The sequence below is a fragment of the Acinetobacter sp. BD54 genome, assembly GCF_044778325.1.
Taxonomy (GTDB): Bacteria; Pseudomonadota; Gammaproteobacteria; order Pseudomonadales; family Moraxellaceae; genus Acinetobacter; species Acinetobacter baumannii.
Map to the genome: position 1 here is coordinate 17,082 of NZ_JANJEP010000017.1, position 14,742 is coordinate 31,823.

Sequence of the window (14,742 nt, forward strand, 5' to 3'; positions counted from 1 at the left end):
AAAACTTTAAATAAATAAGAATTTAATTTGCACTCAAACTTAAATTATCAACTTGTTCTGATTTTTCTTTTTTAATGAGATAACCCAATATAATTTGTAAAATCACGCCAATAAACGCGCAACATGACATTAAGAGAAAACACCAGATATACCCCTGATGACTATGCCAGCCACCAAAGCTCGTAAGCAAATATCCCATAATAATCGGTGCGACAGCCCCACCTACATACTGAGCAACTGTAATTAAACTATTTGCTGTTCCAATTGCTCCGGCTGGCGCATAATCTGATGCTGTCGCATAGAAAATAGGCCAAATTGCGTTGGCAGATAGACCAAAAAACAGTTGTATTGCAATGACGGAAACCACACCTGAGGTTAAACAAAAACTTGCAATGCTGACCGCCATCCAACAACCACATAAAATCAATGTGAGTCTTCTGCCAATCTTATCGGACAAAGTCGGCCAAATAATTTGCCCCATCATGCCGGTAATTGTAAATACAGCGCTCAAGCCAGCCGATTTCGCCAGATCTAACCCGACAATATTGTATAAAAATGCAGGAAAGATAGTTAAAAAACCAATATAAACCACATGGGTAATTAAAGTACTGGCTGCGGTAAACACAATTCCCCGAGAACTTAGAGTTTGTTTTAAACGTTCCCATGTACTATGCGTACTTGTTTTTTCTTCTCCTTCATCGTGCACAAAATCTGTTGGTGGTGTGAATTGATTATCTACACAAGATTGGTGAAACTCTGAATAACGTTTACGGGTCGAATAAATCGCCCAAAAAGTTAATGCCGGTACAGCAAATATAATTCCAAGAAAAAAGGCATAGCGCCAATTTTGCGGGCCAAAATAGGTAATGATGGTGGCCATTGCAACACCGCTAAGTAGCGCTCCAACCGGATAACCTGAGTGATGAGCACCTATGGCAAAACCGCGATGTTCCTTGGGCCACCATTCAGCAGTATTACTCACCCCAACTGGCTCTGCCACCCCACAACCCAAAGAAACCATAATACGTAAGGTTACAAACTTATAGAAACTTGAACTTAAAGATGTAATGCCTGAAAGCAACGAAATAAAAGTAAATCCAATTACTAAGGGCCACTGAAAAATTCCTCGCTTCCAACCGGACGCATGTTTATCACTTAAAGCAGCAACCGGAATACTAAGAACGGCCAAAGAAAGTGTAATTGCAGCAATGGTGTATCCCCATTGCGTCGGAGATAAATTAAATTCATTACAAATCATATTGGCTGCGCGGAAAATCAACTCTCGGTCATATGCAACAACCACCCAGATAATCCAGCAAATCACTAATGATACCCAAGAGTGGTGATGAACTTTTTTTAGGCTCATTTCTAATTCCTTTTTAATTAAAATGCATCCACATGCTTTTACGTATAACGCTATGTCATTTGTCCACTCTTAAACTATCAAGTCGATTTAGAATTACTAATGATATTTCTACACCACGTAATAACTTATATTTATCAATTTAGTTTTAGCTATTTATCTCCATACATTTTTAATCCACTGGACCAATAACAATCCTTTATTAGGTAAAGAAAAATTTTCATTGGTTTTTATATTTAGCTTTCATTAATTTAGTTTCATCGATGAATGACTGAATAAAAGGACTAAAAAAGGAATTATGGAAATTAAAGTATTGGTAGATGTAAAAACAAAACTTGGAGAATGCCCAACTTGGGATGCTGTTCGCCAACGCCTATTTTGGGTAGATATTGTTGATGGACGATTATTCTGTTGTGATGAATTCGGTGGGAATATACGGGCGTGGGAAGTTCATAAAAAAATAGGTTCTTTTGCTTTACAAGAAAATTATAACGGCGCAATTGTTGCGCTCGAAGACGGGTTATATCAACTCGACTTTGAAACAGGCAACTTAAAATTTATTTGCAACCCTGAACCAGACCTACCCCAAAATAGATTAAATGATGGCCGTATTGATCGGCGAGGTCGATTCGTTTTTGGCTCTATGAACCGCCGCGAGGATGGGAATACCGCATCTCTTTATCGATTAGATGCAGACTATAAAATAGAAAAATTAGAAAATAATATTAATACTTCAAATAGTATTTGCTGGAGTCCTGATGGTACTAAGCTCTATTTTGCAGACACATGGCAAGGTGAAATCTGGTCTTATGATTATGATCTTGAAACAGGCCAAATCTCAAATAAAACCATTTTTTGTAAGATAGATACCTCAGACGGTGGTTCAGCAGACGGCTCGACAGTAGATCGTGAAGGTTATTTATGGAATGCAAAAGTATATTCGGGTCAGTTAGTACGTTATCGACCTGATGGAAAAATCGATCGTATTATTGAAATGCCTGTAAAAAAAATTACCAGTGCAGTTTTTGGCGGAAAAAATCTTGATGTCTTGTTTGTTACATCTATGTCACAACCGCCTCTTCCGAGGTTCCCTGATGACAACCAATTGCGGGGCAGTGTTTTTGCCATTTATGGGCTAGGCATCCAAGGAATAGCCGATGCTCGATTTATGGGGTAATGACTCACTTCCTACAAGAAATACTTAACTATAAAAGATAGTAAACCAGCTCTGCAGCTCAATAAGGAAATCTTTATTAAGCTGCATCAAGAATTAATTAATTGTTATTTTATAATGAAAATTATCGGCCAAACCATAAGACTCACGGTATTCGACCGCTACACCTTCAAGATTTTTTGCAATACGGCATACCTTCACTAAAGGGTCTTCAAGGTGGTTATTTAAATAGCTATCTTTAATATTTTTCTCAAAAGTTAACCGTTCTGTTGCAGAAGAAATAAATTGGCCACAGTGCTGATAATAAAAAGGATAAAGTAAGTTACCAAACTCAGCGATTGGAATTTCTTCCAGATTTTTAAATAAGCGTTCAGGTAGCCAGATTCTCTCACTTAATACAACGACATCTTCATGCTTACGGACACGCTCGATATAAAGCAACTTGTCAGTGTGCCCAAGCCCTAACTCGGCATTTACTTCCGGTATTGCATCACACACTTCTACTTTTTTGATTTGTCCTTGTGGCTGAATGAACTCGCCTTTTTTATTACGTAATCTAAAAAAACGAATGAGCGAATTTTCAAAATTAGGTTGTTTGAGGAAAGTTCCTTTTCCTTGCTGTTTAACCAATAGGCCGTCTTCAACCAGTCCTTCAACCGCCTTTCTAACGGTTCCTACCGATACACTATACATTTGCGCAAGTTCTTGTTCACTTGGAATAGGCTCTTCGACTGTCCATTTTGACTGGATCAGTAGTTTTTGAAGTTCCCAACGGACCTTTTCATATCTTGGCAATTTAAAATTTTTAAATGCAGTCTCATCAAGCATTTGCGTTAAACATTATGAAATCGATTTGACAATATTAGCATAGTTCTGTGTAATACAAAAAACCAAACATATATATGTTTAGATGTTTATATATTTATCAAGGAAGATAATATGACTGCATTGATGCTGATGGCTTTAGCCGTATCGATAGGTTTAGGTTATAAAACGAAAATTAATATCGGATTTTTTACGATAGCGTTTGCCTACCTGATTGGTTGCTTTGGCATGGGTCTTAAACCTTCCGAAGTTATTGAATTATGGCCTGTCAAAATTTTCTTTATTATTTTATCCGTTACTTTGTTTTATAACTTTGCTTTGGCAAATGGTGCTTTAGAGAAGCTTGCCAGCCATCTTTTATATAAATGCCGTAAGTTTCCTCAGTTTTTACCTTTAGCGATTTTTTTCGCAGCAACCATTATTGCTGGCCTAGGTGCTGGTTTTTATACAGTACTTGCCTTTATGGCACCGATTACACTGCTGCTGTGTAAAAAAACCAATATGAATATGATTATTGGTGGGATGGCTGCAAATTACGGCGCTTTAGCTGGCGCAAATTTTATGACATCGCAAAGTGGCATAATTTTCCGAAGCTTAATGGAAAATACTGGCATTAGCTCACAAACAGCTTTTTCATATAGCAGTGGAATTTTTGTCTTGACTTTAATTATTCCAATTGCGGTGTTGGGAATTTATACCCTCTGGAATAGAAAAAGTAATTCAATTGTGATTGAAGATCAAAAGCCTGAACCATTCGACAAAAAACAGAAACAATCCATCTTCCTTATTATTTTAATGATGTCGATTGTTTTAGTTTTTCCAATCTTGCATCTTGTTTTTCCCGATGTAAAAACGATTAGCTTTTTAAACTCCAAAATTGATATTGCCTTCCTTGCGATTACCTTCTCGCTCATTAGTTTACTTATGAAACTTGCGGATGAGAAAAAGGTCATTGCACTTGTGCCTTGGGGAACACTGATCATGATTTGCGGTGTTGGTATGCTCATCGCATTAGGTGTGAAACTTGGCATTATTACTACCCTATCTGAATGGTTAGCAAACAATGTTCCTGTATGGGTCATTCCAGTACTTTTATGTCTGATCAGTGCCATTATGTCTGTATTTTCAAGCACTCTAGGCGTGGTTGCTCCTACCTTATTTCCAATTGTTCCTGCGCTTGCACTTACCTCTGGCCTAAACCCACTAGTGCTGTTCATTTGTATTGTGGTTGGCGCTCAGTCTACAGCGATTTCTCCTTTCTCGTCTGGCGGTAGCCTCATTATGGCTTCAGCACCAGCAGACATCGACAAAACCAAATTCTTTAATCAACTGTTATTTAAAGCAATTCCTGTAGGAGTCATTGCCGCTTTAATCGCTATTTTCGCGTTAAAATTTGTAATGTGAGATGAAAATGAACTGTATAGATACACATGCACATGTTTTTTCGACACAGGACCACAGTATCGAAACAGCACGTTATGCACCTGATTATGAGGCAACTGTACAAAGTTTTATCTCTCATCTTGATGAACACAATTTCACGCATGGTGTTTTGGTTCAACCCAGCTTTTTAGGTACCAATAACCAAGCGATGTTAAACGCAATTCAGCAATACCCTGACCGTTTAAAAGGGATCGCCGTTGTTCAACATACGACGACGTTTGATGAGCTAGTGAATCTCAAGGCACAAGGCATTGTAGGTGTTCGCTTAAATCTATTCGGTCTTAACCCTCCTGCGCTAAATACGCCTGACTGGCAAAAATTTTTACGAAATGTGGAAAGCCTCAACTGGCAAGTTGAATTACACGCACCGCCGAAATATCTGGTTCAGCTTTTACCACAATTAAATGAATACAGCTTGGATGTCGTAATTGACCATTTTGGCCGAGTTGACCCTGTTAAAGGGATTGAAGATCCGGATTATCAGAAGTTTTTAAGCTTACTTAACGTAAAACAGCACTGGATTAAAGTGTCTGGTTTCTACCGTTTGGGCACTACTCCAAACAACATAAATACGGCACAACAGGCCTATAACATTTTTAAAGAAAAAGGCTTTTTACACAAACTCATTTGGGGAAGCGATTGGCCGCATACCCAACATGAATCTTTAATAACTTATGAAGATGCGATTAAAGCTTTTAAACATATTGTGTTTGATAAACACGAGCAATGTTTAATTTTAAATCAGAACCCTACCGAGCTGTTTGGTTTCTCACGTACATAAGGAGTATGTATGAAAAATGATATATCTATATCGGAAGTAGAAAAGTCAACGATCCGTAAACTTTCTTTTCGTATTCTTCCTTTCCTCATTCTTTGTTATTTCATTGCATATATTGATCGGGTGAATATTGGTTTCGCCGCTTTAACCATGAACCAAGAAATTGGTTTAACTGCTACTGCCTTTGGTTTTGGTGCGACATTATTTTTTATTGCATATGTCATATTTGAAATTCCAAGTAACATGGCAATGGAAAAGCTAGGTGCACGTATCTGGATTGCCAGAATCATGATTACTTGGGGAATTGTCGGTTGCTGTACCGCCTTCATTACCGGCCCGATTTCATACGCAATTTCACGGTTTTTGCTTGGTGCTGCAGAAGCCGGTTTTTTCCCAGGCGTATTACTGTATTTAACACTATGGTTCCCTAAACGATATATGGCTCGAATTGTTGCCGTATTTATGGTTGCCATTCCTTTATCTAACTTTATTGGGTCACCGTTATCTGCCTTACTGTTAGGCTTGCATGGTTTACTGGGTTTAAGTGGATGGCAAGTGCTTTTAATTCTTGAGGCATTACCTGCAATCCTTCTTGGTTTGTTGTGCCTTGTATGGCTGCCGAATACCGCGAACAATGTGAAATGGTTAAATCAAGAAGAAAAGGAATGGTTATCAAGCACTTTAACTTTTGAAAAAAATCAATTGTTGAACTCTGAAAAACAAGATAGTGCCGAACAGAAAAAGAGTAAGTTCAAGTTGCTGATTACCAATAAATATTTATGGTTCTTTGCAATTATTTATGCAGGAAGTTCAGCAACCAGCAATATTTTATCGTTATGGATGCCTCAGATTTTAAAAGCCTTCCATTTAACTGCCATGCAGACAGGTCTTTTAAATATGATTCCGTTTGGTTTAGCTGCCGCTTTCATGATTGTTTGGGGCGTACATGCCGATAAAAGTGGAAATAAGAGTCTCAACACAGCTATTCCGTTATTTGTAACCAGTTTTGGTTTGCTCCTTACTATTTTTACTTCATCTTTAACCTTGAGCCTACTTTTATTCTCACTCGTTTTGATGGGTAACTATGCCATTAAAGGTCCTTTCTGGGCATTGGTTTCTGAGCGCTTACCACCTACTTTAGTGGCTGTAGGTATTGCAGCAGTGAACACCATTGCGCATATCGGTACTGGGCTTATGAACTCTATTATGGGTATTGTGAAAGATTATTCGGGTAGCTTCCCTATCTCTCTTTTACCGTTATGTATGCTTACATTTACGGGTGCCATGATTGCGTTGTATTTGGGAAGAAAACCGACATTGCCAAAAGCGCAAAAGGTTCAAAAAGCAGTTTAGGTTTTAGAAATAAAAGATTTAATCAAAAGAGACCATTAATGGTCTCTTTTTTATTTATAACAAATATATAGAAGCTAACATGGGTCAATATTTTCTTATTTTTATATGAAAACTATAAGCTTGTCTGTTTTTACTCCAACAAAAAAGCCCATCTTCCGATGAGCTTTTTATTTAATTAAGATTATCAAATGCATTAGGCTTTAAATTCTGCTAATACAAAGTTTTTTACTATTTCATCAAAATTAGGATTCAGAAGAGTTGGCTTGCTATTTTTTATAGTTTTATACCAATAACTCGCTGCAACTCCCATGCTAACCAAAGCTAACAATTTCATAGCTCACCTCACTTATTGGGAAGAGTGGAGTTTAAAGTATCATTCGCGTTTGTAGCGTTCCAACTTGTTTTAAAGAGGTTTCTGTATATTTTTTAAGCAATGTGTAATAAAAAAGCCCACATCTTTGTGAGCTTTTAAGCTTTAGAATGAAAATATCTTTATATTAATTCGAAACATATTAACTGTGGATTCTATAAATAACATAACAGAAAATAGTTTATTTGTAAGTTCATCCTTTCTACAAAGAATATTCCCCTTCTATTTAAGTTAGTCTTTACACTTAACTTTCAAAATCGCTGCTTTTGTACTCACCGGAATAATCATTCCTGAATTGTAGGCAGTATGATGGTTTACAATTTTGTTATTACTATCTAACTCATCAAAGCCTTTATTCTTACATACTTCTTCCGCCTTAGTGATGAGCTTTGATCGTAAAGCATCCCTTGAACCAAATGCATTGCTTTGAGCATGAAGTTGATAAATTCCAGGATTTATCTCGGCTACGGTAGGTGGAAACATTTGCAGACAACCTGACAACATGAATGCAACTATGCCCAGAATACTTATTAATTTAATCTTTTTCATTTAACTGATCTTCAAAAATAATTAAGCAAAAATAAAGTTTAAAAATGACAATATAATTTCAATACTGTAAAAATCTTTACTCTTTCAAGTAAGCTTTATCCTCATGAGTTTTCTACTCAAGAATAACGATGAGTCTAATCCTAAAAAGACTAGACTCGATTCAAATTAAATTATCAATTTTAGAAATGAAATAATCTGAAAATTAATTCACTAAGCTCTGATTAATCAATGATTCAATTTTTTGAGAAGCAACTGAATTATAGTAAGTACATTCATTCTTTGCTTCTTCAATTGCGCTTTGGAAAGAAATTACATCCTCATAATTATTAAATGAATCAAGTGATCTTTCATAACCTGCAACAATACTATCAATTGAAGTGTTAGGATTCTTTTGCCAATAACCTGAAGCTAATTTATTGTCTATATTCATATAAACTGAAATCGTATAATACTTTGGATCATTTGCCTCGGTATTTAAATAAGCCCACTGTACATTGCCCCATTTTCCAGTAACGGCATTACTTCCAGCTAAAGAAATATAATTTGAAAGGTTATTAACACTAACACCATTAATAAAAGCCAAGCTGTCCGTATTTGTAATTACATAATAAGGTACTGAATAACTTGTTCTTTCAACCTGAAAACATTTCGCTCCTGCTGGAAATGTATTTTTCTTGGTTAAAGCTAAAAAATCTTTAAACTGATCACCAATAAGTTTTGGATGAAAAAATACACTTGTAGGAATTTTCTCTGCAAGAAGATTCCAATATACAGCGGTTCTGTCACTTATCCTGACATTTTTTAAATCAATCCAGCGCCCTTTCTCCTCTATAACAATATTTTTTAGACCATCTTTGTTATAAGGGGTTTTTCTAAGTGTCGTTCCATCTTGCGAAGTCGATCTCAAAATATAACGTCTATAACCCAATGGATACTTCGTCTCATCTGGTCTATAAAGGCCATCTGTACTTAACATTAAGCGTCCTATATCTGGTTCTGTACCTTTATCTAACTTAGGATAATCAGCATACCAAATATTTCCATTTCTTGAATTCTTTGTAATCTCAACAAATGTTGTATCAAATTGAATAGATCCCCATTTGTAAGAAGTAGTATTATCAAACTCTGTATTAAGAATTTCATCTTTTGTTGTGGCAACAGTATCGCTACTTCCTCCACCACCACAGCCCACTATAAGAGCTGAAAGTAGAAAAAGAAAAATAGTTTTATTAAGTGTCATCAAATTTACTCTTTTTTATTGAATGGTATAAAATACTTTTAAATATAATAATTTAAAATTTTATTATATGAAATAATTAATTCTCAGCTTTAACTTATTTAATAGCAGACGTGATAATAAAAACTATTAACGGCCCAACCTGCCAAAAAACCCCTCCACCACCATATCCCTTTCCTCCAAACTCTTTGAGCTTAAAATCTGGAACATCAAGCCATCAATTAGGTTTAAAACCAAATTGGCATCGGGCTTTAATGCATGGGTTTCTAAACTAAAAATGAGGTCAAAAATCTCATGAAGTAGCCACCTTCTATACTCAACCGCCATACGGTAAGCGCTCACATACATATGTTTAATTTCGAAAAAGGCTTTAAGCAAAAGGTAATATAAGCTATTAAAGTTAACATGTAAGTTTATAATTTCTTTGAGTTTGTCCTTTGAAGTTCGGTAACGACTTGAGTAAATAATGGCAAGTACTTCTTCTTTCAGCAGGCTTTTTTGAAAAGCGATGCACATTTCAATTAACCGTTCTTTTGAGTGAAAGTAATTATAAAAAGTCGCTTTAGTTATTTTGGCTTCTTTAATAATTAGGTCTACGCCCGTCGTGTGAAAACCGTAAGTAACGAATAGACGTATGGCAGTATGAATAACCTGTAATTTTTTGGAAGAAGTTTTTAAATTTTGCATAGTTTTACCGTTATAAATTCTTGTTGTTTCTCAAAGAGATTAAAAAGCCTGTGCCTTTTCTGGGAGAAAAAAAGGCACAGCAAAGCCGTAAAGACTGTGCTTGGCACATCTCAAGTTTTATTGTTGCTAAGTTTTGGTCGTGACGATTTAAAGCCTGAAAAGCCTATAGGCGATCAAACTTTTTTAAAGTGATTTAAGTTGTGTCGAGATAGTTTTTGACAGTGGCTGCCAATAATTTATGAATGTACATAGCCAACTCCTTCTTTTGGGAGTTCTGCCGAAACATTATAAATTATGGTGGCAGAACGGAAGCAGGTTGACGGACTGGGTTCGACATCCAGCACACCCGAAGGTGTCCCACTCCCGTCCTACCGCTACGGGAGGGAACGGGTGTGCACACAAGACTACTCCTCAGAAGAAATAATCCTGATGTGGTCGAATCATCGGTCCGTCAAAACCGACTGGCAATGTAGGCCAGCCCGCAAATGGTAATCTTCAATATTTGAGCTGTCAATGTAAAATTGGCTAGAAATTATTTAATTAATTATTGTTTTTCATTTAATTACATAATTAAGGAAAACCTTAAATATTGGCTTAACAATTTGCTTTTATAACAGCACTCTAACGCTTTCTTTTTATTATGACTGCGCTTGCTCGGCCATAAATATTTTAAATTTTGAGACTAAAAAAGGAGGTGTTGGCCTCCTCTTTTAATTCAAACTATAAACATATGGTGGTAATTAAATACCTTTATCTGCCAGATATTACTGAAGATTCTTTGAGTACGTTTTAGTTGATATTTGTGTAATCTCTTTCTTTTCTAGACGATTTAGCAATGTGCCAAAGATAGCTGCAACAATGTACATAAATAATGAATAAACTGCTGCTGGCATAGCGGCCATACTGCTTGCCATTACTGTAAAAGCAATGGTCATGGCTAAGGTACTGTTATGAATTCCAATTTCAAACGCGCAAGCTTTTGCCTGAAAGCTATTTACACCCAATAATCGTGGGACAAAATAGCCAACCATTAAACTACATACGCAGAACAGCAAAGTTGCCAATCCAATTTGCCCAATATACGTCATCAGATTTTGATAATCTCGTGCAATTGCTAATATGATGATCGATACGAGAAAAACGATAGCAAAGATACGCACAGGTTTATTGAGTTTTTCGGCCGTATGCGGTGCAAAATGACGGACTAACATCCCGATCCCAACGGGAACTAAAATAATAAGAAAAACTTGTATGATTTTAGAGAATTGCAATCCTACATTTTGTCCATTTTCCATAAAGTGTTGTATTGCGAAATTCACGATTAATGGAAGTGTAAAGGCAGCAATGACCGAATTTATAGCCGTTAAAGTAATATTTAAAGCGATATCTCCTTTATAGAGATAACTAAATAAGTTAGCAGTTGGCCCGCCCGGTGACGCAGAAAGGAGCATTAATCCAACAGCAAGCATTGGTGGTAAAGCAAGAACCTTACAAATAATAAATGCAATACCGACTAAAATAACCAGTTGGCAAAATAATGCGATAAAGACAGCTTTTGGGTGTTGTCGTACGCGTTTAAAGTCATTTATGGTCAACTCTAGACCCAAACCAGCCATAATAATTGCGAGTGCAATTGGTAAAAATACGGTAATTAATCCTGAACCCATAATCTCATTCCTTTTTTCATTTATTTATGGAGCTTCTAGCCCCATACACTTATGTTTTTAATTAAAAGTTCTTATTAAACCTTGAGTTCTTTTCTTAAAATTTTACCCACGTTCGACTTGGGTAATTCATTGATAAATTGGATATGACGGGGTTGTTTATATCCTGTTAGGTTTTCTTTTGCATAGTTTTGGATTTCTTCAACCGATAAAGAGTCATCTTTTTTAACAATAAAGGCTTTAGGCACTTCACCCGATTTTTCATCTGCAATCCCAACCACGGCGACTTCTAAAATTTTTGGATGTTGGGCTAAAACTTCTTCAATTTCGTTTGGAAAAACATTAAAGCCTGACACTAAAATCATGTCTTTTTTACGGTCAATAATTTTGGTATAGCCTTTTTCATTCATATAGCCAATATCACCCGTTCTAAAGAAACCATCAGCAGTCATGACCGCTTTCGTTTCTTCAGGTAAATTCCAATAACCTTTCATAACCTGCGGGCCACGAATTGCAATTTCTCCAGTTTCACCGGGTGCTAATTGGTGACCTTCATCATCCAAAATTGCAATATCCGTGCTCGGTACAGGAATACCGATCGTGCCACTAAAAGTATTAGAGATTGGCGGGTTAAAGGTCGCAACAGGCGACGTTTCTGATAAGCCATATCCTTCACGGATAATACGTCCTGTCAGTTTTTCCCATCCATCGGCAGTGGATTTCAAAATTGCCATACCGCCGCCCGTGGTAATTTCTAAACGGCTATGGTCCAATTTATTAAAGCCTTCATGATTAAGCAGCGCATTAAATAATGTATTTACAGCAGGAAAAACCGTAGGGCGATATTTTTCAAAACAATGCACGAGAGCATCTAAATCACGCGGGTTTGGAACCAAAACAGTGGCATAACCTTTATTCATTGCACTGTGCAATAAACAGACAGTAAAACCAAAAATATGATAAAGCGGTAAGGCACAGATCGCTATTTCATCTTCAAAAGCATCTCGGTCACCAAAGTAGCTTTTGAAAACCACATTATTTTGTAATAAGTTGGCAACAATATTTTTATGGGTTAATTCTGCGCCCTTGGATACGCCTGTTGTTCCGCCGGTATATTGTAAAAGCGCAGTGTCCTCAAGAATAAGCTTAGGACGTATATAGTCTTGGGCATTTGTCTTCAATAAGATTTGCTTAAAAGCGTATTTTTTAGAATCTAAGGTGTCTAATTCAGTAGGTTGCTCGACCAACATTTCAGTCATGGTGGTGGTAATAATCTGCTCAACCGACACTTGCTCTTTGACAGCATCATAAACAGGTAAAAACTGTTCTAATATAAATAAGACTTTTGCGCCTGCATCATTTAATTGATGCTTTAACTCGCGTGCTGTATAGAGGGGGTTAATATTGACCAGAATATAACCTGCACGAATCACGGCAAGTGAAATAATTGGGTACTGAATAATATTGGGCATCATTACGGCAACTCGTGTACCTTTTTTTAGCCCTAAACTTTGCAAGAATGTTGCTACTTGTCGGCTATATAAATCGATTTCAGCATAAGAAAAAGATTGATCTGCAAATATAAAAGCCTTTCTTTGCTGGAACTTATTAAAGCTGTTGTCCCATAAATCGAGAAGTGAAGTTTGTTCATCCGGCAATGTAATCGTACTTTCTATATTCCATTGCTTATATTCGTCTAACCAGATCTGATTTGTCATCTTATTGTCCTTTTATGAGAGGGAGAAATGGACCTATTCCTACTCCACTTTTTATATTTTCTTTAATCTCTTAAACTGCTTACTCTCGTACAGAAATAAACTGTTTATATAACTAAGCGATCCATTAAATAGTTAAATTAAAATTTATAACCAATTTTCAAACCGTAACCGATTGAATAGTTATTTTTATATTCACCCACATAATATTCACTGCCTGCTTGAGCACCAAGCTGTCCTTTGGCATCACCGAGCCATAGATATTTCATTCCACCTGAAATAAAGTATTTTGAAGTTGGACTATATTGCGCACCAAGACCAACACTGTAATAACCTTTAGCTGGCCCACCTGTGGACACCCGCTCACCTGCTCCCGAGTCCCAGCCTACAGAAACTGAACCTGACCATTTATCGCTTAGGCGTTGTCCAATTCCAAGATTGGCAGACCATTGATCATCATAATAACGAACCAGATTAAAACCATTTGGACGACTTGGCGTTGATAGAACCCCAACAACTTCTGAGATTTCGCCAAAACGATAGGGTTTAAACTCAAAATCATTCCAGTGAACCCAGCGCACGTTACCGAACAATAAAGTCCCTTTGCGTAATCCGGTCTGAAATTCCAAATTCACTGACTCTGGCGCTCTAAACTTAGTTGAGCCTGATGTTCCTGCTTCGGGTAAGCCCGCAACAATACGATTGAGTGCCTCCCTCCGCGATTCAGTGAGTTGTCCTATAGAAACCATATACGCCAAATGCTGATCAAGAAAATCACGGCCTTGCTGTGTACTCAACATATCAACCAGTGGCGCATTTTCATTAGCAGTCACTTCATGCATAATTTCTGAACGATAGGTCAATGAGGCTTTAATGGCTTTTTCGGGAATTTGATAACCAAATCCTGCCAACCATCCCCAATCTCCAACTTCTTTGGCATTAAAGTCATAGCCATTATATAAACTGAAAACTTGACCTCTTAAATTGACGTTACTTTTAAATGTCTGATAAACAGGACCTGCATAAAAATTCCAGTTCTTATCCGGTTGATAACCAAATATCAGACTAAAATTTTGCATAACAAAATTCGATTTGGTGTTCCCTGTTACGACTTCTCCACCAGTCTTTTGGGCAAGTGTTACTGAATCAATACCTGGTACTAAAATCGTATCACTCGGCTTAGCAACAAAGCTGTTATTTCCATAATATTCAGAGTCGGAAGTAAATGGCTGATCGTAAAGAAAACCAAATGAAAACTGAGGTGCTAACTGTAATTTTAAAGCTGCACTGGGACGATAATCAGAGTTTGCAATATCAGAAATACTATTACGCGTTGGGTTTGTACCTGCTTCTTGTCCTTCTAACGAAGTGTCTGAAACAGATAAACTTGCCTCAAAATAATTACCAGGTTGTAGAAATGCAGAAATTGATTGTCCTGTTCGATCAAATGCTGCTGCATAGAGTGGGCTCGTACAAAATGAAGCCATGACCATGACTAATGTTTTCTTTTTCATCTTTTAATCCGTCCTAGATTTTTATTTTTACTTATTAGGGCGCTTTTTACTGAACGCCTGATGTTTGTTT

The 14,742-nt window shown here is 36.8% G+C and carries 13 protein-coding genes; 4 read left to right on the top strand and 9 right to left on the bottom strand.

Annotated elements, in window-relative coordinates; genetic code table 11:
- Positions 1-22: 22 nt before the first annotated feature.
- A complete protein-coding gene (locus NQ782_RS18215; RefSeq protein ID WP_057093772.1) occupies positions 23-1,366 on the bottom strand; it encodes an MFS transporter in 1,344 nt (447 codons plus the stop codon).
- A 295-nt stretch (positions 1,367-1,661) separates the two neighbouring features.
- Here NQ782_RS18215 and NQ782_RS18220 point away from each other — a divergent pair, with 295 nt between their 5' ends.
- Positions 1,662-2,540 (top strand): SMP-30/gluconolactonase/LRE family protein, encoded by an 879-nt coding sequence (locus tag NQ782_RS18220; protein ID WP_057093415.1) that lies wholly within the window; start codon positions 1,662-1,664, stop codon positions 2,538-2,540.
- A gap of 93 nt (positions 2,541-2,633) precedes the next feature.
- Here NQ782_RS18220 and NQ782_RS18225 read toward each other — a convergent pair whose 3' ends face one another.
- Positions 2,634-3,365 (bottom strand): GntR family transcriptional regulator, encoded by a 732-nt coding sequence (locus tag NQ782_RS18225; protein ID WP_057093416.1) that lies wholly within the window; start codon positions 3,363-3,365, stop codon positions 2,634-2,636.
- 111 nt (positions 3,366-3,476) lie between these two features.
- Here NQ782_RS18225 and NQ782_RS18230 point away from each other — a divergent pair, with 111 nt between their 5' ends.
- The 3 genes from NQ782_RS18230 to NQ782_RS18240 are packed head-to-tail and all read left to right on the top strand — an operon-like array spanning position 3,477 to position 6,936.
- On the top strand, positions 3,477-4,766 hold the full coding sequence (locus NQ782_RS18230; protein WP_000126040.1) for an SLC13 family permease: 1,290 nt from the start codon (positions 3,477-3,479) through the stop codon (positions 4,764-4,766).
- A 7-nt stretch (positions 4,767-4,773) separates the two neighbouring features.
- On the top strand, positions 4,774-5,586 hold the full coding sequence (locus tag NQ782_RS18235) for an amidohydrolase (RefSeq protein WP_057093417.1): 813 nt from the start codon (positions 4,774-4,776) through the stop codon (positions 5,584-5,586).
- 9 nt (positions 5,587-5,595) lie between these two features.
- Positions 5,596-6,936 carry an MFS transporter gene (locus NQ782_RS18240; protein ID WP_016685633.1) on the top strand — a complete coding sequence of 447 codons (1,341 nt, stop codon included), beginning with the start codon at positions 5,596-5,598 and terminating at the stop codon, positions 6,934-6,936.
- Between the two features lie 193 nt (positions 6,937-7,129).
- Here NQ782_RS18240 and NQ782_RS18245 read toward each other — a convergent pair whose 3' ends face one another.
- The 7 genes from NQ782_RS18245 to NQ782_RS18275 form a co-directional block, all read right to left on the bottom strand.
- Positions 7,130-7,270, bottom strand: coding sequence for a hypothetical protein (locus tag NQ782_RS18245; RefSeq protein WP_000770271.1), 141 nt, complete (start codon positions 7,268-7,270; stop codon positions 7,130-7,132).
- Between the two features lie 267 nt (positions 7,271-7,537).
- Positions 7,538-7,855 carry a hypothetical protein gene (locus NQ782_RS18250; protein ID WP_000721410.1) on the bottom strand — a complete coding sequence of 106 codons (318 nt, stop codon included), beginning with the start codon at positions 7,853-7,855 and terminating at the stop codon, positions 7,538-7,540.
- A 202-nt stretch (positions 7,856-8,057) separates the two neighbouring features.
- Positions 8,058-9,095, bottom strand: a complete 1,038-nt coding sequence (locus tag NQ782_RS18255) for a hypothetical protein (RefSeq protein WP_000174324.1) — start codon at positions 9,093-9,095, stop codon at positions 8,058-8,060.
- Positions 9,096-9,221: 126 nt separating this feature from the next.
- Entirely contained in the window at positions 9,222-9,779 is a 558-nt protein-coding gene (locus NQ782_RS18260) for a TetR/AcrR family transcriptional regulator (protein WP_057094320.1), read from the bottom strand.
- A gap of 764 nt (positions 9,780-10,543) precedes the next feature.
- A complete protein-coding gene (locus tag NQ782_RS18265; protein ID WP_000534579.1) occupies positions 10,544-11,446 on the bottom strand; it encodes a bile acid:sodium symporter family protein in 903 nt (300 codons plus the stop codon).
- Positions 11,447-11,520: 74 nt separating this feature from the next.
- Positions 11,521-13,161 carry an AMP-binding protein gene (locus NQ782_RS18270; RefSeq protein ID WP_057092804.1) on the bottom strand — a complete coding sequence of 547 codons (1,641 nt, stop codon included), beginning with the start codon at positions 13,159-13,161 and terminating at the stop codon, positions 11,521-11,523.
- A 137-nt stretch (positions 13,162-13,298) separates the two neighbouring features.
- Positions 13,299-14,672: an outer membrane protein transport protein gene (locus NQ782_RS18275; protein WP_002058393.1), complete on the bottom strand. Its 1,374-nt coding sequence runs from the start codon at positions 14,670-14,672 to the stop codon at positions 13,299-13,301.
- Positions 14,673-14,742 lie beyond the last annotated feature (70 nt).